We start from the raw sequence: 16,163 nt of genomic DNA on the forward strand, positions 1-16,163 counted from the left end.
GTCAAGTGCTCTGGCTGGCGCGGGCTTTGGCCGCACGCTTGAATGGACGCAGGTAGAAGATGGTCGCCGAGAAAAACACCACGCTGAGCGCCACTTCTCCCCATGCCAGCGATCGCGAGAGCCCAACGTCCGATGTTGCCCGCACGATGCCTTCGGTAAAGAACAGCAGGATGAACATCGACGCCCATTGCATCGTGTAGCGGTTCCTGCGCAGCACGCCGGGCAGCGGCCACGCCAGCAGCAGCGTCTTGAGCGCCAGCCACGAGCCGCCTGGGCGCACGGGAGCGAGCCACAGCTCCCATGCGGCACACAGGATGATCAATGCGATGAGGCTGCCTGCGCTCGTCAGCGCCAGCGCCCGGGATCCGGTGACGACGTTGGTGTCGGGAGTCATGCGGCGAGCTTGAGAGCGGTCTGCGCCAGCCGCCGGCCCATGGCTGTGGCGAGTGTGCGTTCGTGTGCGGTCAGCGGTGCGGTATCGCCGCGGTGCGCAACGTGCGACGGCCCGTATGGCGTGCCGCCGGCGTCGGTGGAAAGCAGTTCGCTGTGCTGATACGGCAGGCCCAGGACGACCATGCCGTGGTGCAGCAGCGGCAGCATCATCGAAAGCAGGGTGGTTTCCTGCCCGCCGTGCATGCTGCCCGTGGAGGTGAACACACATGCCGGCTTGCCGGCCAGCGCGCCCGCTAGCCATTGCGGCGTGGTGCCATCCAGGAAGTACTTTAGCGGTGCGGCCATGTTGCCAAAGCGCGTGGGCGAGCCCAGCGCGAGGCCCACACATTCTTCAAGGTCGCGTACCTCCACGTAAGGTGGGCCACCATCAGGTACGTCGGGCTGTGTGGCCTCGCAAACGGTGGAGACCGCCGGCACGGTGCGCACCCGCGCCTGGGCGCCGTCGACACTTTCAATGCCTTGCGCAATGGCTTCGGCCAATGCGCGCGTGCTGCCGTGACGGCTGTAGTACAGGACCAGGATATCTTTCATAACAAAGCGTGGAGAGCGTCGCGGTATTATAGTTGCGCCCCCCAACCCCGCGTCCCGCCTCATTTTTCATGCTTTTTGACACCCGCGCGCTTCGTCAATGGAATGCCGCCAAGCTGCGTGCGCTGGCGCGCTACGCCTTGCGCCGCGCCGGTGAAGACCGCCTGCCGCAAGTGGCCGGCAGCCTGACCTTCACGACCGTGCTGTCGCTGGTTCCGATCCTGACGGTGGCGTTTGCGCTGTTCACGGCCTTCCCGATGTTCAAGAGCTTCCGGGCGGACATCGAAGGCTACATGTTCAGCAACCTCGTGCCGGGCAGCATCAGCCGGCCGATTCTGACGTATCTGAACCAGTTTTCCAGCAACGCCAAGGGGCTGACGGCCGCAGGCCTGATCGGCTTGGTCGTGACCTCGGTGATGACCATGCTCACCGTCGAAAACGCATTGAACGCCATCTGGCGCGTGCGTCATCGTCGGCCGCTGGCGCAGCGCGTTCTGGTGTTCTGGGCGCTGATGACATTCGCGCCGGTGCTGATTGGCGCGAGCCTGTCGGTCAGTTCGTATCTCGTGTCGATCTCGGCGGGCTATGTGCACAAGCTGCCGTTCGGCCTGGGCGTGATCGTGAGCCTGATCCCGATTCTGCTCTCGGCGATTGCGTTCGCGATGCTTTACGTGTTTGTGCCGAATACCAACGTGGAGCGGCGCGATGCGTTCATTGCTGGCCTGATTGCGGCCGGGGCATTCGAAATCGCTAAGCGCGTCTTTGGCGCTTACGTCGCGCATATCCCCACCTACACGGCCGTCTACGGCGCATTTGCCACGCTGCCGATCTTCCTCACGTGGATCTACGTGAGCTGGTTGGTGACGCTGCTTGGCGCGACCATCGCGTCGACGCTGCCGATCATCCGCCAGGGCTACTGGCAACGCCGGACGTTTCCGGGCAGCGAGTTCTTTGATGCGCTGGGTGTTCTGTTGCTGCTGTATCGCGCACGCGAACAGGCGCCGCGTACGGTGGCCGAACGCGATATCGGCCGGCGCCTGCAATTGGAAGCCGATTACCTCGTCGACCTGCTGACCAAGCTGAAGGCGCTGCATCTGATCGGCAAGCTGCAGCAGGATCGCGGTGAGGCTCACTGGGCGTTGCTGTGCGATGCGCACACGACCACGCTGCGGCCACTGTATGAAAAGCTGGTACTGAATCTGCCGCGCTTGCCGCGCACCGCGCTGGCTCGCCATCTGGGTGACACGCACGCGCTGGTCAGCCAGTTGCAGAATCCGTCCCTCGATGCCACGCTCGAGAGCATTTTTACGAGTGGCGAACGCGGCGTGGCGGCGGCCGCGCACGCGGCTACGGCGACCGCCCCGGCTTCGGCAATGCCCGCCGCTGCCAACGCCAGCGCCTGACGTTTCAGAACGGGATCTTGCCCGTCCAGATATCGCGGTACATCACCCAGTCGCCCATCAGGCTGTAGAAGGGGTGGCGGAAGGTGGCGGGGCGGTTCTTCTCGAACCCGAAGTGCCCGACCCACGCGAACGCGTAACCGCTCACGGCCGCCCCCAGCAACCACCACAGGTCGCCCGTGAAGACCAGCAGGAACAGGCATACCAACGCTACCGTCGAGCCGGCAAAGTGCAGGCGCCGGCAGGTGCGGTCCTGGTGCTCGCTCAGGTAGTACGGATAGAACTCGGCGAAGCTGCCGAAGCGGTGGGTCTCGGTGGTGGCCATGATGCGTCTCCGGGAGGCGACTTATGCGGCGACCGGGTCTCGTTCGCGCGCAAACGCAATCAGCGCGTCGAGTGTGCCGTCGGGGCATTCTCCCATGATCGCGTGCCCGCCCGGCAGGCCCACGACACGGCTGCCGGCCAGTCCTGCCGCAACCTGACGACCGGCTTTCGCTGGGGTCATCTGGTCTTTCTCTCCGACGATCACGAGTGACGGGCACTTCACGGCGGCCATGGCTTCGGCGCCGCGCGCATAGGCGTTGCAGGCGGCAAAGTCGGTGTGGAAGACGGGTGCGTCGGTACCGCGCGCGACACGCTCCATCAGCCGCTGGCTGCCACCGTGCATCCAGAAGCCCGGGCCCGGCGATGACGGCTTGTTCGCCAGACTGGAATGCGACCACGCATTCACCATGTCGATGGCGCCCGGTGTGTTGTTGAGCGCGGAGTCGAGCAGCGCATCCGACACCTTCATCGGCCAGGCCGTCGCGACCAGCGCGATGCGGCGCACGCGACTCGCATATCTGGACGCGCACTCCAGCGCAATCAGCGAACCCATGCTGTGCCCGACCACAATCACCGGCCGCGTGACGCCTGCCGCGTGCACCAGCGCCATCACCCAATCGGCCATGGCTTCCACGGTCTGCAGCGGGGTGCCGGCGCTGCGGCCGTGCCCGGGCAAATCGACCGCAAGCACGCTGAAACCGTGGTGCGCAAACCAGCGCGTCTGCAGGCCCCAGACGGAATGATCGTTCTGCGCGCCATGCACAAATACGACGCACGGCAATTCGGCGTTGAACGGCTTGCCGCCGGTGTAGGCGTAGGCGCGCACGCCCTGTACGGTCCATTCCATCAGCGGGCTCCCGTTGCGTTGGCGGCTTTGCCGGGCGCGGCGGACATCGCGCGCTCGGCGGCTTTCAGGCCGCGTTTGAGATCGTCGATCAGGTCGTCGGCGTCTTCCAGGCCGATGGAAAGGCGGATCGTGCCTTCGCTGATGCCGGCTGCAGCCAGCGCGTCGGCGTCCATGCGGAAGTGGGTCGTCGATGCGGGGTGGATGACCAGCGAGCGTGCATCGCCTACGTTGGCAAGGTGCGAGAACAGGCCGAGCGATTCGATGAACTGCTGGCCGGCACGCCGGTCGCCGCGCAGATCAAAGCTGAACACCGCACCGCAGCCGCGTGGAAGCAGGCGCTTGGCCAAGGCGTGATCTGGGTGCGATTCCAGCTCCGGATAGGCGACCGAGGCCACCATCGGATGGCTTGCCAGGAAGGCGACGATGCGGCGGGCGTTGTCCACGTGCCGCGCCATGCGCAGCGGCAGGGTCTCGATGCCTTGCAGCAGTTGCCACGCGGCCATCGGGTTCATGCAGGCACCAAAGTCGCGCAGGCCTTCACGGCGCGCGCGCAGCAGGAAGGGCGCGACGGTGCTTTCCTCGGCAAACACCATGTCGTGGAAACCCGCGTACGGCTCGGTCAGCTCGGGGTGCTTGCCGGCGGCCACGTAGTCGAACGTGCCGCCGTCGACCAGCGCGCCGCCGATGGTCGTGCCATGCCCGCCCAGGAACTTGGTGGCCGAGTGATAGACGAGATCTGCGCCGTGCGCGAACGGCTGCAGCAGCCAAGGCGTGGTGAAGGTCGAATCGACCAGCAGCGGCACGCCTGCGTCATGCGCGATCGATGCGATGGTCGGAATGTCCAGCACATCCAGCCCCGGGTTGCCGAGCGTCTCGCCAAAAAGCAGCCGGGTGTTCGGGCGGATGGCAGCGCGCCAGCCATCGATGTCGCCGGGCTTGACGAAGGTCGTCTCGATACCGAAGCGGCGTAGCGTGTAGTGCAGCAAGTTGTGCGAGCCGCCATACAGCGCCGAAGAGGCGACGATGTGCGAGCCGGCACCCATGAGCGTGACGATGGCCAGATGCAGCGCCGCCTGCCCCGAAGCGGTGGCGATGGCGCCTACGCCGTTTTCCAGCGCCGCCATGCGCTCTTCGAACACGGCGACGGTCGGGTTGGAGATGCGCGAGTAGACGTGGCCCGCGCGTTCCATATTGAACAATGACGCCGCATGTTCGCTGTCGCGGAACACAAAGGACGTGCTCAGGTGAATGGGCGTGGCGCGCGCGCCGGTGGCCGGGTCGGGCGCGGCACCGGCATGCAGGGCCAGCGTGTCGAAGCGGGCTTTGGACATGGATTCAGGCACCCGGACAGGGCGCGGGAACAAGTTTGGACGGGGGATGCTAGCACTGCTCCCTGCTGCAGCGCATTCCGGGCAAACGCCGAGCGGGCGCGGTTTTTGACGGGTTTTTTCTGCGCTGCATGCTTGTCGAAGCGATCCGGTTTGGGCTAGGATCGAAGCACAACCATAACCACAACCCGCGCGCGGTCGCTCCCCCGGCAGACCGGCACCCCGAACTCTGGGAGACGCAATATGAAAGTCAGCGACATCCTCCACGTGAAGGGCAACACGCTCTACACCGTGGCGCCTGAAACGAAGCTCCAGGTGGCCGTGCAGACGATGGCGGAAAAAGACATCGGCTCGCTCGTTGTCATGGAGTACGGCGAACTGGTCGGCATGCTGACCTTCCGGGAAATCATCAAGGTGGTCGCCAAAAACCACGGTTCCGTGGGCGATGGCACGACCATCCGCAAGGTGATGGACGATCATCCCGTCACCTGCACGCCCGAAACCGAAGTCAACGAAGTGCGCCGCATCATGCTGGAGCACCATGTGCGCTATCTGCCAGTGCTCGACAGCCGCACGCTGATGGGCGTGATTTCCTTCTACGACGTGGCCAAGGCCGTGCTGGAAGACCAAAGTTTCGAAAACAAGATGCTCAAGGCGTACATTCGCGACTGGCCCGAAGAAAAGGCCAACGAAGACTGACCTGCGCGACCTCTCTACCGCATTCCTGAAACCCGCCCGCCATTGCGAGCGGGTTTTTTGTTGAACCCAGAACCGCCTGCCGATGAGCCAATCGAGCCAGTTTTCGCTGCTGAAGCAGCGTCGCTTTGCACCGTTCTTCTGGACCCAGTTCCTGGGCGCGATGAACGACAACGTTTTCAAGGTGGCGTTTTCCTCGTTGGTCACCTACCACGCTGCGCTGTTCGGCAATGCGGACCCGGCGTCGGCGGCATTCCTGATTTCTGCGATCTTCATCGCGCCGTTTGTGCTGCTGTCTGCCACCAGCGGGCAGATTGCCGACCGCATGGACAAGGCGCGGCTGATCCGTCTGGTGAAGACGTTGGAAATCGCCATCATGGCGATCGGCTGTGCGGGTTTCGCGCTGCGCCATGTTGAACTGCTGTACCTGTGCACGTTCTTGATGGGCGTGCACTCGACGCTGTTCGGGCCCGTGAAGTACGCCTATCTGCCGCAGCACCTGCAATCGGCGGAGCTGGTCGGCGGTAACGGGCTGGTGGAAATGGGCACCTTCGTCGCTATCCTGATCGGCACCATTGGTGGCGGCGAACTGGCCAATTACACCCGCAACGGCGAGCTGATCGGCCCGCTGTTCACCGGTATTGCGTGCATTGTCATTGCCGTGGCCGGGTGGCTGACCGCGCGCGGTGTGCCCGTCTCGCCGGCGTCGCAGCCGGACCTGCGCATCAACTGGAACCCCATTTCCGAGACCTGGCGGAACCTGAAGCTGGCGAGCAACCAGCGCGCGGTCTTCCTGAGCCTGCTGGGCATCTCATGGCTGTGGTTTGTGGGGGCGACGTTCCTGACGTCGTTCTTCGCGTTCGCGCGCAACGTGCTCGGCGGCGACCAGAATGTCGTGACGCTGCTGCTGGCGGTGTTTTCGGTCGGCATCGGCTTGGGCTCGGTGCTCTGCGAAAAGCTGTCGGGCCGCACGGTGGAGATCGGCCTGGTGCCGTTTGGCTCGATCGGCATGACGGTGTTTGCGGTGGACTTGTACTTTGCTTCGCATGCCGAGGCATTGGTCGCGCACGACGTGCTGACGGGCATTTCAGGTTTCCTGCAGAACCACCGCCACTGGCGCGTGCTGGCCGATCTGTTCCTGCTGGCGATGTTCGGCGGCTTCTACAGCGTGCCGTTATATGCGTTGATCCAGAGCCGCTGCGAGCCGACGCACCGCGCGCGCATCATTGCCGCCAACAACATCCTGAACGCGCTGTTCATGATCGCTTCTGCCGTGCTGGCGATGGTGCTTACCCGTGCCGGGTTCACGATCCCGCAGCTGTTTCTGGTAACCGGCATCCTCAACGCCGTGGTGGCGATCTACATCTACACCCTGGTGCCGGAATTCCTGATCCGGTTCGTGATGTGGCTGCTGATCCATACCGTTTACCGCGTGAAGGTGGAGGGCTCGGAGCAGATTCCCGATGAAGGCCCATGCCTGCTGGTCTGCAACCACGTGAGCTTCGTCGATGCCGTGGTGGTGGGCGCGTTCGTGCGCCGCCCCGTGCGTTTCGTGATGGACCACCGCATCTTCAAGGTGCCGCTGCTGTCGTGGTTTTTCCGCACGGTCAAGGCGATTCCGATTGCGCCGATGCATGAAGACCCGGAGATGCTCAAGCGCGCCTACGACACGATTGCCGCGGCGCTGGCGGAAGGCGAGGTCGTCTGCATCTTCCCCGAAGGCAAGATCACTGCCACGGGCGAGATGAACCCGTTCAAGGACGGCATGCGCCGCATCATCGAACGCACGCCCGTACCCGTGGTGCCGATGGCGCTACGTGGCCTCTGGGGCAGCTTTTTCTCGCGCAAGGGCGGGGCGGCGATGTCGCGCCCGTTCCGTCGCGGTTTCCTCAACAAGCTGGAGCTGTGCATCGGCACGCCTGTGCCGGCGCATGCCGTGTCGCCGGAGACGATGCAGGCCGCCGTGCTGGCGCTGCGCGGCGAGCGGCTCTAGCGCGTGGGGGGCCTCCGGACTTCGATACACTGCCGGTCGGCCCGCAATCGGCCTTCATGTATTTTTCTGACCTCCAACTCTCCCGTGACCTGCCATGAAACACGTTTCCCCGCTGCTGTGTGCTTCGTTGCTTGCCCTGGCTGCCGTTAGTGCGCAAGCCGCATCGCCGGCCTCCGAGACGCTGCCCTCCGGTGTGATCGTCCAGACGCTGACCAAGGGCACCGGCCCGTCGCCGAAGGCCAGCGACACGGTCAAGGTGCACTACCGCGGCACGCTGACCGACGGCAAAGAATTCGACAGCTCCTACAAGCGCGGCCAGCCGATCTCGTTCCCGCTGAATCGCGTGATTCCGTGCTGGACCGAAGGCGTGCAGAAGATGCAGGTGGGTGGCAAGGCCAAGCTGACCTGCCCGGCGGCCACCGCTTACGGCGAGCGCGGCGTTCCCGGCACCATTCCGCCCAATTCGACGCTGAACTTCGAGGTCGAGCTGCTGGGTATCGGCGGCTGACCAAGGGGCCGATAGATCGGCCTTACAATAGCGTTTTCCTGAAGTTTCGCGCCGCGGCCGTCGCGGCGCTTTCCCGAGCACGATCATGTCTGGCAATACCCTGGGCCTGCTGTTTTCCGTCACCACCTTCGGCGAGTCGCATGGCCCGGCCATCGGCGCAGTCATCGATGGCTGCCCGCCCGGCATGACGCTATCGGCAGAAGACATCCAGCCCGATCTGGACCGCCGCAAGCCCGGCACCTCGCGCCACGTTACGCAGCGCAAGGAGGAGGACCTCGTCGAGATCCTCTCCGGCGTCTACGAAGGCAAGACCACGGGCACGCCGATCTGCCTGCTGATCCGCAATACCGATCAGCGCAGCAAGGATTACAGCAACATCGCCGAGACTTTCCGTCCCGGCCACGCCGATTACACCTATTGGCACAAATACGGCATCCGCGATCCGCGCGGCGGCGGCCGTTCTTCCGCACGTTTGACGGCACCGACGGTGGCTGCAGGCGCCGTCGCCAAGAAGTGGCTGCGTGAGAAGTTCGGCGTTGAAATCCACGGCTTCATGTCGCAACTGGGCGATATCCAGATTCCGTTCGTTGACTGGAGCGAGGTGCCGAACAACCCGTTCTTCGCGCCCAATGCCGAGATCGTTCCCGAGCTGGAAAGCTATATGGATGCACTGCGCAAGGACGGCGATTCCGTCGGCGCGCGCATTGAAGTGGTGGCCACCGGCGTGCCCGTCGGCTGGGGCGAGCCGCTCTTCGATCGCCTGGATGCAGACATCGCCCACGCCATGATGGGCCTGAATGCGGTGAAGGGCGTTGAGATCGGCGCAGGCTTCCACGCGGTCAGCCAGCGCGGCTCCGAGCATGGTGATGAGCTGACGCCGGAGGGCTTTGTCGGCAACAACGCGGGCGGCATCCTGGGCGGGATTTCGACGGGGCAGGACATCTCTGTGTCGCTCGCGATTAAGCCGACGTCGAGCATCCGTACGCCGCGCCGTTCGATCGACAAGGCGGGTGATCCGGCGGTGGTCGAAACGTTCGGCCGCCATGATCCGTGCGTTGGCATCCGTGCCACGCCGATCGCCGAGGCGCTGCTGGCGCTGGTGCTGATCGATCACGCGCTGCGCCATCGTGCGCAATGCGGCGATGTGTCGGTCGAGACGCCGGCGATTTCGGCAAAAGCTCCCTGAATCGATTCGCTCAGGCAACAAAAAAGACGGCTTCAAGCCGTCTTTTTTGTTGGGCGGTCGCCCGCTGCTTACATGCCGACGTAGTTCGGTCCGCCACCGCCTTCCGGCGTGACCCACACGATGTTCTGCGTCGGGTCCTTGATGTCGCAGGTCTTGCAGTGCACGCAGTTCTGCGCGTTGATCTGCAGGCGTTCGGTGCCTTCGTCGTTCTTGACGAACTCATACACGCCTGCCGGGCAGTAGCGCTGCTCGGGGCCGGCAAACTGCGTCAGGTTGATGCGCGTCGGAACGGTCGGATCCTTCAGCGTCAGGTGCGCCGGCTGATTCTCTTCGTGGTTCGTGTTCGAAATGAACACCGACGACAGGCGATCGAACGTGATCTTGCCGTCCGGCTTCGGATACTCGATCTTCGGGCATTCCGATGCCGGCTTGAGCGACTGGTTATCCGACTTCGTGCCGTGCAGCGTCCAGGGCGGGTTGCTCACGCCAATCTTGGGCAGCAGCCACTGTTCGATGCCGGTCATGATCTTGCCCAGGGTCGGGCTCTTCTTGAACCACAGCTTGAAGTTGCGCGACTGGTCCAGCTCTTCCTTCAGCCAGCTCTGTTCGAAGGCGGCGGGGTAGGCGGACAGCTCGTCAGCGGAACGGCCGGCCGTCACGGCTTCGAACACAGCCTCACCGCACATCATGCCGCTCTTGATGGCCGCGTGGCTGCCCTTGATACGCGCCGCGTTTAGGTAGCCAGCATCGCAACCGACCAGTGCACCCCCCGGGAACACCGTTTTCGGCAGCGCTTGCGGCGTACCGTTGTTGATGGCGCGCGCGCCATAGCCGATGCGCTTGCCGCCTTCGATGTGCGCGCGGATGGCAGGGTGGGCCTTCCAGCGCTGCATCTCTTCGAACGGGCTCATCCACGGGTTTTTGTAGTCCAGCCCAATGACGAAGCCGAGCGTGACCTTGTTGTCTTCCAGGTGATACAGGAAGCCGCCCCCGAAGGTGTCATCTTCCATCGGCCAACCAGCGGTATGAACCACGAGGCCAGGCTTGGCCTTGGCCGGATCGATTTCCCAGAGTTCCTTGATGCCGATGGCGAAGGTCTGCGGGTCTTTGCCGGCGTTGAGCTTGAATTTCTCCAGCAACTGGCGGCCCAGATGGCCGCGCGCGCCTTCCGCGAAGATGGTGTACTTGCCGAGCAGTTCCATGCCGAGCTGGAAGTTCTCGGTGGGCTCGCCGTCCTTGCCGATGCCCATGTTGCCGGTAGCAACGCCGCGCACGGCGCCCTTGTCGTCGTACAGCACTTCGGCTGCGGCAAAGCCCGGGAAAATTTCCACGCCCAGCGCTTCGGCCTGCGTGGCCATCCACTTCACCACGTTCGACAGCGAGATGACGTAGCAGCCGTCGTTGTGGAAATTGCGCGGCACGAGCCAATCGGGCGTGCGCTTCGCATCGGTTGCGCTCAGGAAGAGCACGTCGTCGCCGGTGACCGGCTGGTTGAGCGGGGCGCCGTCGGCCTTCCAGTTGGGGAGCAGTTCGGTGATTGCGCGGGGGTCCATCACCGCGCCCGACAGAATGTGGGCACCGGGTTCGGAGCCCTTTTCCAGCACGACGACGGACACGTCTTTGCCCGTCTCGGCAGCCAGTTGCTTGATGCGAATCGCTGTCGCCAGGCCGGCGGGGCCACCGCCGACGATCACGACGTCATACTCCATGGACTCTCGCGGGCCGTATTGTTCGAGGAGCTGCTGCTGGTTCATAAGTGTCTCTTCGCTGCTTTGGGGACAGTTAGGGGCGTTTGCTTATTGGTATGACGGATTGCTGCATTAGAATTTTCCGCATTGTCCGGGACACGCCCGGATGCGGCAAGGGAAATTTCTGAACGATCGTTCGATTTTTTGTTAAGCTGCGCTCAAATCACATGCCGATGTTGCTTCCGAGCAGCCGGGCGCCTGCCAAACCAACACACGGGGAACACGCATCATGGGTCTGTCGATCAATCTGGAAGGCAAAGTCGCGCTCATCACCGGCGCATCAAGCGGTCTGGGCGCCCGGTTCGCCCACACACTGGCCGCCGCGGGCGCGAAGGTTGTCCTGGCCTCGCGCCGTGTGGAGCGCCTGAAGGAGCTGCGCGCCGACATCGAATCCAAAGGCGGCAGCGCCCACGTGGTCCGCCTGGACGTGACGGATCCCGACAGCATTCGCGCGGCCGTCGCACACGCTGAAACCGAGGCCGGCACCATCGACATCCTCGTCAACAACTCGGGGGTTTCGACCACGCAACGCATGGTGGACGTCACGCCCGATGATTTCGATTTCGTGTTCGATACCAACACGCGTGGCGCCTTCTTCGTGGCGCAGGAAACGGCCAAGCGCATGATTGCCCGGGCCAAGGGCGCGGAGAAGAACGGCTCGCCGCTGCCGCAATCGCGCATCGTCAACATCGCGTCGGTGGCGGGGCTGAAGGTGCTGTCGCAGATTGGCGTGTATTGCATGAGCAAGGCGGCCGTGGTGCACATGACCAAGGCCATGGCGCTGGAGTGGGGCCGTTACGGCATCAATACGAACGCGATCTGCCCGGGATATATCGATACCGAGATCAACCATCACCATTGGGAAACCGAGCCCGGCCAGAAGCTGGTGCAGATGCTGCCGCGCAAGCGCGTGGGCAAGCCGGAAGATTTGGATGGGCTGATTCTGCTGCTGGCGTCGGATCAGTCCGATTTCATCAATGGCGCGGTCATCAACGCCGACGACGGCATGGTGTAAGACTTTCGGGCTTAATGCCCCATCAGCCGCTGCACAAGTTCGAGTGAGGTGTTGGCGGCGTACTTCTTCATCAGTCGCGCGCGGTAGATTTCAACCGTGCGCGGACTGATTTCCAGCTGTTTGCCGATCTGCTTGCTCGTCTTGCCCTCGACCAACTGGGCAGCGATGTCGCGTTCGCGCGGTGTGAGCGCTGCCGTGACCGGGCGGTGCGCTGACAGATCTTCGAACGTCCAGATACCTTCGCCCAGCGGTTTCGCGCGGTCCAGTGCGCGGCCCGTGACGTGGCACCAGAACAGTTCGCCGTTGGCGCGCTTCATGATGCGTTCGTCGGAGTAGCTGCCGCGTGCATTCATGACGGGGATGATGCGCGCACCGGTGCGTTCGTATTCGTCATGCGTTGGATAGAGCAGCTCGAACGATTGCCCCATCATGGTCGTGCGTGGGTGACCGAAGATGCGGGCGGCTTCGTCGTTGACGTCGAGCATCACCCGCTCGCGGGACATCACCATGCCGACAGGGGCAAGCTGGAACGCAGTCTGGTAGTCGAGGGCGGGCATATGTATTCGTACGTATTGCTGCGTCGCGCGACGCTTGCGTATTCTCGCCAGATTGTATCGTTACTATTTTCCGGCGCTGCACCGCACAAACCCCAAGTGTGCGTGCGGTCAAAACCCGGCCGGATTCGTTGGACCACCAAGGAAGGAGCACGCATGAACAAAATCTTCGCCAGCGCCAGCGAGGCGCTCGCGGGCGTCGTCAAGGACGGCCAGACCATCGCCGTGGGCGGCTTCGGCCTGTGCGGCATTCCGGAAGCGCTGATCGCCGCGCTGCGCGATTCGGGCGTCAAGAATCTCACCTGCATTTCCAACAACGCCGGCGTCGACGGTTTCGGCCTGGGCCTGCTGCTGGAAACGCGCCAAATCAAGAAGATGATTTCGTCCTACGTGGGCGAAAACAAGGAGTTCGAGCGCCAGTATCTGGCCGGTGAACTCGAGTTGGAATTCACCCCGCAAGGCACGTTGGCTGAAAAGCTGCGCGCTGGCGGCGCCGGCATCCCGGCATTCTTCACCAAGACCGGCGTCGGCACGCTGGTTGCCGAAGGCAAGGAGCTGCGCGAGTTTGACGGCGAGACGTACGTCATGGAGCGCTCGCTGGTGCCCGATGTGGCGCTGGTGAAAGCGCAGGTGGCCGACAAGTCGGGCAACCTGCGCTTCAACCTGACGGCACGCAACTTCAACCCGGCTGCGGCCACCGCCGGCAAGATCTGCATCGTCGAGGTCGAAGAGATCGTCGAGGTGGGCGAGCTTGCGCCGGACGACATCCATCTGCCCGGCATCTACGTGCACCGCATCGTGCTGAATGCCACGCCCGAAAAGCGCATCGAAAAGCGCACCATCCGAGCAGCCAACTAAGGAGACCGACATGGCCTGGACACAAGACCAAATGGCGGCGCGCGCTGCCCAGGAGTTGCAAGACGGTTTCTACGTCAACCTTGGCATCGGCATTCCGACGCTGGTTGCCAACCATACCGGCGACAAGGAAGTCTGGCTGCAAAGCGAAAACGGCATGCTTGGCATCGGCCCGTTCCCCACGGAAGACGAAGTGGATGCCGACCTGATCAACGCAGGCAAGCAGACGGTGACCACGCTGCCCGGCAGCGCCATCTTCGGCAGCGACCAGAGCTTTGCGATGATTCGCGGCGGCAAGATCAACCTGTCGATTCTCGGCGCGATGCAAGTGAGCGAGACGGGCGACCTGGCCAACTGGATGATTCCCGGCAAGATGGTCAAGGGCATGGGCGGCGCGATGGACCTCGTGGCCGGCGTCAAGCGCGTGATCGTGCTGATGGAGCACACCGCCAAGAAGAAGGACGGCACCGAAGACCTGAAGATCCTGCCCAAGTGCACATTGCCGCTGACGGGCGTGGGCGTGGTGGATCGCATCATTACGGACCTCGGCGTGATCGACGTGACCGAGCAGGGCCTGAAGCTGATCGAAACCGCGCCGGGCGTTTCGCGCGAAGAGGTCCAGGCCAAGACTGGCGTCAACCTGCTGTAATCGTCGACATCCGGAGACACGCATGCTGCAAGGAAAAACCGCCCTCGTCACGGGCTCGACCAGCGGGATCGGTCTGGGTATCGCCTGCTCGCTGGCCGCGCAGGGCGCCAACATCATCATGAACGGCTTTGGCGATGTGGAAGCGCCCAAGGCGCAGATCGCGGCCGCAGGCAAGAATGCCATCCGCATCGGATACCACGGTGCCGACATGAGCAAGCCGGCCGAGATCGAAGCGATGTTTGCCTACGCCGATGCAGAATTCGGCGGCGTGGACATCCTCGTCAACAACGCCGGCATCCAGTACGTGGCCAACGTGGAGGATTTCCCGACCGAGCGCTGGGACGCCATCATCGCCATCAACCTCACCTCGGCTTTCCACACGACGCGGCTTGCCGTGCCGGGCATGAAGCGCAAGAACTGGGGCCGCATCATCAACGTCGCTTCGGCGCATGGGCTGGTGGCGTCGGCGCAGAAGTCGGCGTACGTGGCAGCCAAGCACGGTATCGTCGGGTTCACCAAATCGGTGGCGCTGGAGACCGCGCAGACAGGCATCACGTCCAACGCGATTTGCCCGGGTTGGGTGCTGACGCCGCTGGTGCAGAAGCAGATCGATGCGCGCGCCGAGAAGGACGGCCTGTCCGCGCTCGAAGCCAAGAAGGATCTGCTGATGGAAAAGCAGCCCTCGGGCGAGTTCGTCACGCCCGACCAGCTCGGGGCGCTGGCTGTGTTCCTGTGCAGCGATGCGGCTGAGCAGGTGCGTGGCGTGGCCTGGAACATGGATGGTGGCTGGGTCGCGCAGTAACGCACACGCGTCCGAGTCAAGCCCCGCAGCTGCGGGGCTTTTCTTTTGCTGGCGTTCACGCCTGAGCGGTGTGAGCCGGTGCCGTGTCGATGATGGGTGACATGGCGGCCTCGACCACGCCCTGGTCGTGCAGCGCTTGCAGAATGCCTTGCAGCTTTTGCGTATCACAATGGATGCGCAGGGAGACTACGCGTCCCCAACGCAGCCTGAGCACATGCACGCCCTGGTTGCTGCAGCGCTGTCCATCGCGCAGCGAGAACCGGTCCCTCCATTCGACCACGGCGATGGTGTCCCACGGCCAGCCGCGCACGACGACGGAATCGACGTCGAAATGTAGATCGGGCAAGAGCTTTAGCAACCTGGCGTACCACTGGCGCAGGCTGTCGGGCGCATGCCGTGTGCCGCCCAGCGCGTGCTGTCCATAGAACGTGTGTTCGACCCGGTTGGCAAACGCCGCCAGCACCACGGAGCAGTCGCCATCATTGAGTGCGGCGAACGCGCGCCGCAATTTCCATTCGACAATCGCGCGATAGATCATGGTGTGCCTTCCTCTGTAGCGTGTCGGCGTAGGTCGTGCTCGAGGTAGTGGTGCAGGTGCTGGATTGCGGCCTGCAGCGGTTCTGGGTCGTCATAGAGATGGCTCAGCATCACGCCACCCTCCAATCCGCCAATGAGGATGGCGCTCACATTCGCGGGGATGAGGTCTTCACGCAATTCACCGCGGCGCATGCCATCAAGCACGATCTGTTCGATCAGGCCCCGCCATCGGGACATGGCTTCTACGGCGCGCTGTCGCAGGCCCGGATGGGCGTGATCGGACTCGATGGCGACGTTCATGATCGGGCAGCCGCCAGGCAGCGGCACGGGCTCATCTTGCGGCCGATAGGCGTGGATCAGGGCGAGCAGCTGTTCTGGCGCGGTCTCGCATCCTTCAAGGCAGCCCAGCAGGCGTTCCCGGACGCGTGCAACGGCATGATCGAACGCGGCATACGCGAGCGCTTCGCGGCTTTCGAAGTGCCGATACAAACCGCCTTTCTGCAAGCCGCTGACCGCCATGACCTGCGAGATGGGCACACCGAGCCAACCCTGCTCGTTCATTAGGTCGGCGGTCAGGGCAATCACCTGGCTGCGTGTGCGTTCACCCTTGCTGGTCATGATTTCTCCGGAAAATACCGATCGGTCTCTTTTTTGCAAAGTATAGGTGGCGCTTTTCAAGCTCGCAATGTTTCGCGATTGTCTTGCTGGGTGATACCGGATTGCGGGGCCAGCTTGCCTGC

18 protein-coding genes are annotated in these 16,163 nt (G+C 63.6%); 9 read left to right on the plus strand and 9 right to left on the minus strand.

Going from position 1 to position 16,163, the window contains the following annotated elements:
- Position 1: 1 nt before the first annotated feature.
- Positions 2 to 394: a DUF2069 domain-containing protein gene (locus R2676_RS20455; protein ID WP_206273781.1), complete on the minus strand. Its 393-nt coding sequence runs from the start codon at positions 392 to 394 to the stop codon at positions 2 to 4.
- The gene (gene wrbA, locus R2676_RS20460) at positions 391 to 984 is read right to left on the minus strand and encodes an NAD(P)H:quinone oxidoreductase (RefSeq protein ID WP_206273780.1); all 594 of its coding nucleotides are present in this window, start codon (positions 982 to 984) and stop codon (positions 391 to 393) included. The genes R2676_RS20455 and wrbA overlap by 4 nt, the downstream gene beginning before the upstream one ends.
- A 68-nt stretch (positions 985 to 1,052) precedes the next feature.
- Between wrbA and R2676_RS20465 the strand changes: the two genes are divergently transcribed.
- Positions 1,053 to 2,384, plus strand: a complete 1,332-nt coding sequence (locus R2676_RS20465) for a YihY family inner membrane protein (protein ID WP_206273779.1) — start codon at positions 1,053 to 1,055, stop codon at positions 2,382 to 2,384.
- Between the two features lie 4 nt (positions 2,385 to 2,388).
- Here the strand turns inward: R2676_RS20465 and R2676_RS20470 are convergent, their stop codons facing one another.
- From R2676_RS20470 to R2676_RS20480, 3 genes are read right to left on the minus strand one after another with little or no spacing between them, the layout of a single operon-like run.
- Entirely contained in the window at positions 2,389 to 2,706 is a 318-nt protein-coding gene (locus R2676_RS20470; protein ID WP_206273778.1) for an Mpo1-like protein, read from the minus strand.
- Between the two features lie 21 nt (positions 2,707 to 2,727).
- On the minus strand, positions 2,728 to 3,552 hold the full coding sequence (locus R2676_RS20475; protein ID WP_206273777.1) for an alpha/beta fold hydrolase: 825 nt from the start codon (positions 3,550 to 3,552) through the stop codon (positions 2,728 to 2,730).
- A complete protein-coding gene (locus tag R2676_RS20480; RefSeq protein ID WP_206273776.1) occupies positions 3,552 to 4,883 on the minus strand; it encodes an O-acetylhomoserine aminocarboxypropyltransferase in 1,332 nt (443 codons plus the stop codon). Before R2676_RS20480 ends, R2676_RS20475 begins: the two co-directional genes overlap by 1 nt.
- A 240-nt stretch (positions 4,884 to 5,123) precedes the next feature.
- Between R2676_RS20480 and R2676_RS20485 the strand changes: the two genes are divergently transcribed.
- The 4 genes from R2676_RS20485 (at position 5,124) to aroC (ending at position 9,263) form a co-directional block, all read left to right on the plus strand.
- Positions 5,124 to 5,579 carry a CBS domain-containing protein gene (locus R2676_RS20485; RefSeq protein ID WP_009240853.1) on the plus strand — a complete coding sequence of 152 codons (456 nt, stop codon included), beginning with the start codon at positions 5,124 to 5,126 and terminating at the stop codon, positions 5,577 to 5,579.
- Positions 5,580 to 5,661: 82 nt separating this feature from the next.
- The gene (locus tag R2676_RS20490; protein ID WP_102067371.1) at positions 5,662 to 7,569 is read left to right on the plus strand and encodes an MFS transporter; all 1,908 of its coding nucleotides are present in this window, start codon (positions 5,662 to 5,664) and stop codon (positions 7,567 to 7,569) included.
- 94 nt (positions 7,570 to 7,663) lie between these two features.
- A complete protein-coding gene (locus tag R2676_RS20495; protein ID WP_027681217.1) occupies positions 7,664 to 8,077 on the plus strand; it encodes an FKBP-type peptidyl-prolyl cis-trans isomerase in 414 nt (137 codons plus the stop codon).
- Positions 8,078 to 8,162: 85 nt separating this feature from the next.
- Positions 8,163 to 9,263 carry a chorismate synthase gene (gene aroC / locus R2676_RS20500; protein WP_206273775.1) on the plus strand — a complete coding sequence of 367 codons (1,101 nt, stop codon included), beginning with the start codon at positions 8,163 to 8,165 and terminating at the stop codon, positions 9,261 to 9,263.
- A 68-nt stretch (positions 9,264 to 9,331) separates the two neighbouring features.
- Here aroC and R2676_RS20505 read toward each other — a convergent pair whose 3' ends face one another.
- On the minus strand, positions 9,332 to 11,017 hold the full coding sequence (locus tag R2676_RS20505) for an electron transfer flavoprotein-ubiquinone oxidoreductase (RefSeq protein ID WP_206273774.1): 1,686 nt from the start codon (positions 11,015 to 11,017) through the stop codon (positions 9,332 to 9,334).
- 223 nt (positions 11,018 to 11,240) lie between these two features.
- Between R2676_RS20505 and R2676_RS20510 the strand changes: the two genes are divergently transcribed.
- Complete coding sequence (locus tag R2676_RS20510) at positions 11,241 to 12,026, plus strand: SDR family oxidoreductase (RefSeq protein WP_027681220.1); 786 nt, start codon at positions 11,241 to 11,243, stop codon at positions 12,024 to 12,026.
- Positions 12,027 to 12,037: 11 nt separating this feature from the next.
- On the opposite strand, the gene R2676_RS20515 is transcribed toward R2676_RS20510, so the two are convergent.
- On the minus strand, positions 12,038 to 12,583 hold the full coding sequence (locus R2676_RS20515; RefSeq protein ID WP_009240848.1) for a LuxR C-terminal-related transcriptional regulator: 546 nt from the start codon (positions 12,581 to 12,583) through the stop codon (positions 12,038 to 12,040).
- Positions 12,584 to 12,736: 153 nt separating this feature from the next.
- Between R2676_RS20515 and R2676_RS20520 the strand changes: the two genes are divergently transcribed.
- From R2676_RS20520 to R2676_RS20530, 3 genes are read left to right on the plus strand one after another with little or no spacing between them, the layout of a single operon-like run.
- The gene (locus R2676_RS20520) at positions 12,737 to 13,438 is read left to right on the plus strand and encodes a CoA transferase subunit A (protein ID WP_009240847.1); all 702 of its coding nucleotides are present in this window, start codon (positions 12,737 to 12,739) and stop codon (positions 13,436 to 13,438) included.
- Between the two features lie 10 nt (positions 13,439 to 13,448).
- On the plus strand, positions 13,449 to 14,084 hold the full coding sequence (locus R2676_RS20525) for a CoA transferase subunit B (RefSeq protein WP_147214519.1): 636 nt from the start codon (positions 13,449 to 13,451) through the stop codon (positions 14,082 to 14,084).
- A gap of 22 nt (positions 14,085 to 14,106) precedes the next feature.
- Positions 14,107 to 14,886: a 3-hydroxybutyrate dehydrogenase gene (locus tag R2676_RS20530; protein WP_102067368.1), complete on the plus strand. Its 780-nt coding sequence runs from the start codon at positions 14,107 to 14,109 to the stop codon at positions 14,884 to 14,886.
- A 55-nt stretch (positions 14,887 to 14,941) separates the two neighbouring features.
- Here R2676_RS20530 and R2676_RS20535 read toward each other — a convergent pair whose 3' ends face one another.
- Complete coding sequence (locus R2676_RS20535; protein ID WP_316857597.1) at positions 14,942 to 15,424, minus strand: nuclear transport factor 2 family protein; 483 nt, start codon at positions 15,422 to 15,424, stop codon at positions 14,942 to 14,944.
- Positions 15,421 to 16,101 carry a TetR/AcrR family transcriptional regulator gene (locus R2676_RS20540; RefSeq protein WP_316857598.1) on the minus strand — a complete coding sequence of 227 codons (681 nt, stop codon included), beginning with the start codon at positions 16,099 to 16,101 and terminating at the stop codon, positions 15,421 to 15,423. Before R2676_RS20540 ends, R2676_RS20535 begins: the two co-directional genes overlap by 4 nt.
- Positions 16,102 to 16,163: the final 62 nt, after the last annotated feature.

Origin of the sequence: Ralstonia flatus (genome assembly GCF_958439105.1) — a bacterium.
Classification (GTDB): Bacteria; Pseudomonadota; Gammaproteobacteria; order Burkholderiales; family Burkholderiaceae; genus Ralstonia; species Ralstonia flatus.

What these genes read in the sequence shown, in the direction of transcription:
- R2676_RS20455 (WP_206273781.1), bottom strand. Translation starts at nt 394, where the DNA reads ATGACTCCCGACACCAACGTCGTCACCGGATCCCGGGCGCTGGCGCTG.
- wrbA (WP_206273780.1), bottom strand. Translation starts at nt 984, where the DNA reads ATGAAAGATATCCTGGTCCTGTACTACAGCCGTCACGGCAGCACGCGC.
- R2676_RS20465 (WP_206273779.1), top strand. Translation starts at nt 1,053, where the DNA reads ATGCTTTTTGACACCCGCGCGCTTCGTCAATGGAATGCCGCCAAGCTG.
- R2676_RS20470 (WP_206273778.1), bottom strand. Translation starts at nt 2,706, where the DNA reads ATGGCCACCACCGAGACCCACCGCTTCGGCAGCTTCGCCGAGTTCTAT.
- R2676_RS20475 (WP_206273777.1), bottom strand. Translation starts at nt 3,552, where the DNA reads ATGGAATGGACCGTACAGGGCGTGCGCGCCTACGCCTACACCGGCGGC.
- R2676_RS20480 (WP_206273776.1), bottom strand. Translation starts at nt 4,883, where the DNA reads ATGTCCAAAGCCCGCTTCGACACGCTGGCCCTGCATGCCGGTGCCGCG.
- R2676_RS20485 (WP_009240853.1), top strand. Translation starts at nt 5,124, where the DNA reads ATGAAAGTCAGCGACATCCTCCACGTGAAGGGCAACACGCTCTACACC.
- R2676_RS20490 (WP_102067371.1), top strand. Translation starts at nt 5,662, where the DNA reads ATGAGCCAATCGAGCCAGTTTTCGCTGCTGAAGCAGCGTCGCTTTGCA.
- R2676_RS20495 (WP_027681217.1), top strand. Translation starts at nt 7,664, where the DNA reads ATGAAACACGTTTCCCCGCTGCTGTGTGCTTCGTTGCTTGCCCTGGCT.
- aroC (WP_206273775.1), top strand. Translation starts at nt 8,163, where the DNA reads ATGTCTGGCAATACCCTGGGCCTGCTGTTTTCCGTCACCACCTTCGGC.
- R2676_RS20505 (WP_206273774.1), bottom strand. Translation starts at nt 11,017, where the DNA reads ATGAACCAGCAGCAGCTCCTCGAACAATACGGCCCGCGAGAGTCCATG.
- R2676_RS20510 (WP_027681220.1), top strand. Translation starts at nt 11,241, where the DNA reads ATGGGTCTGTCGATCAATCTGGAAGGCAAAGTCGCGCTCATCACCGGC.
- R2676_RS20515 (WP_009240848.1), bottom strand. Translation starts at nt 12,583, where the DNA reads ATGCCCGCCCTCGACTACCAGACTGCGTTCCAGCTTGCCCCTGTCGGC.
- R2676_RS20520 (WP_009240847.1), top strand. Translation starts at nt 12,737, where the DNA reads ATGAACAAAATCTTCGCCAGCGCCAGCGAGGCGCTCGCGGGCGTCGTC.
- R2676_RS20525 (WP_147214519.1), top strand. Translation starts at nt 13,449, where the DNA reads ATGGCCTGGACACAAGACCAAATGGCGGCGCGCGCTGCCCAGGAGTTG.
- R2676_RS20530 (WP_102067368.1), top strand. Translation starts at nt 14,107, where the DNA reads ATGCTGCAAGGAAAAACCGCCCTCGTCACGGGCTCGACCAGCGGGATC.
- R2676_RS20535 (WP_316857597.1), bottom strand. Translation starts at nt 15,424, where the DNA reads ATGATCTATCGCGCGATTGTCGAATGGAAATTGCGGCGCGCGTTCGCC.